The 1752-nt window shown below is 72.3% G+C and carries 1 protein-coding gene; it reads left to right on the forward strand.

Going from position 1 to position 1752, the window contains the following annotated elements:
- Window positions 1–1752: ricin-type beta-trefoil lectin domain protein (locus MCM47_RS40115; RefSeq protein WP_238951770.1), on the forward strand; the 1752-nt coding region annotated here is incomplete at both ends.

A 1752-nucleotide genomic window follows, 5' to 3' on the forward strand; every position in this document is an offset into this window, starting at 1 on the left:
GCCACCCAGGTCGTCGTCACCAACGACTACGACCAGGCCACCGGCCGGCTGCGCAACCAGTTCCTGGACAAGCAGACCTCCACCTCCGGTGCGGTCCAGCAGACCGGCTACACCTACGACGACTCCGGTCGCGTCACGTCGATCAGCACCACCCCCGACAACAACCCGGCCGCCCGCGACCTGCAGTGCTTCGGCTACGACAGCCTCGGCCGGCTGACCACCGCCTGGAGCGACACCGGGGGCGTCACCGTCCCGGACCCGGCCGAGCACCAGACCCCGGACCAGGGCCGGTGCACCAACACCACCCCGACCAGCGGCGCCGTCGCACCCGCGCTGACCACCGTCGGCGGCGGCAACCCCTACTGGCAGGAGTACGGCTACGACGTCACGGGCAACCGCACCCGGTTCGTCCAGCACGACACCGGCGGCGACGCCACCAAGGACGCCGTCACCACCCAGACGTTCCCGAACCCGGGGACCGTCAACACCGGCAACGGCAGCGGCGGTCCGCACGCGCTGACCGGCACCGGGACCAAGGTCGGCGCGAGCACGACGGTCTCCGGCAGCGACAAGTACGACGCCGCCGGCAACACCACCTCGATCTACACCTCCAGGACCGGCACGGCCGACCTCGCCTGGAACACCGAGGGCAAGCTCGACACCTTCGCCCAGGCCGGCCCGATCACCGGCATCGGCGGCAAGTGCCTGGACATGCAGGGCGGCAGCTCGGCCAACGGCACCCCGGCGCAGATCTACACCTGCGGCTCCGGCGGCGGCCAGCGCTTCGCGGTCAACGGCGGCGTGCTCAAGGCGTTCAACAAGTGCGTGACCGCGATGGGCACCGCGGCCGGCTCGCTCGTCCAGCTCCAGCCCTGCGACGGCGGCGCCGCGCAGAAGTGGACGGCCCGCGCCGACGGCACCGTCCTCAACCAGGCGGCCGCCCGCTGCCTGGCCGTCCCGGGCGACGTCACCACCAACGGCACCGACCTGGTGCTGGGCGACTGCGCCACGACCGTTCCGGCCGGCCAGAAGTGGACCGTCCCGAGCCAGGTCACCAGCTACGTCTACGACGCGGACGGCAACCAGCTGATCCGCCGCAACCCGGGGAAGACCACCGTCAACCTGGGCGGCGACGAGCTCACCTACGACACCGTCGCCAAGACCCTCACCGGCACCCGCTACTACCCGGTGCCCGGCGGGCTCACCATGGTCCGGGTCGGCGCCGGCGGCCTCACCATCCAGCTGGCCGACCACCACGACAGCGGCCTGCTGACCGTCGACGCCACCAGCCTCGCCGTCACCCGCCGGCCGATGGACCCCTTCGGCAACCCCCGCGGCACCCAGCCCGCGGCGGGCGTCTGGGCGGGTGACAAGGGCTTCGTCGGCGGCTCCAAGGACGACGTCACCGGTCTGACCAACCTGGGGGCACGGCAGTACCAGCCCTCCACCGGGCGGTTCGTCAGCCCGGACCCGCTGCTCGTCCCGGACGACCCGCAGCAGTGGAACAGCTACGGCTACTCCCACAGCGACCCGGTCAACCGCAGCGACCCGTCCGGCCTCTACGACCCGGACCTGCGCGAATGGCAGATGCAGCAGGAGCGGGCCGAGCGCGAGGCGCAGGCCACCGCCACCGGCGAGGAGGAGCCGGACCTCGGTTCCGACCCGGAACCGGAGGAGGAGAAGTGGTGGAAGGTCTGGACGCCGCGCCACGACACGGCCGTCCTGATGGCCACCGCCTACCTCAAGGCCCGG

The sequence above is a fragment of the Kitasatospora sp. A2-31 genome, assembly GCF_022288725.1.
Taxonomy (GTDB): Bacteria; Actinomycetota; Actinomycetes; order Streptomycetales; family Streptomycetaceae; genus Kitasatospora.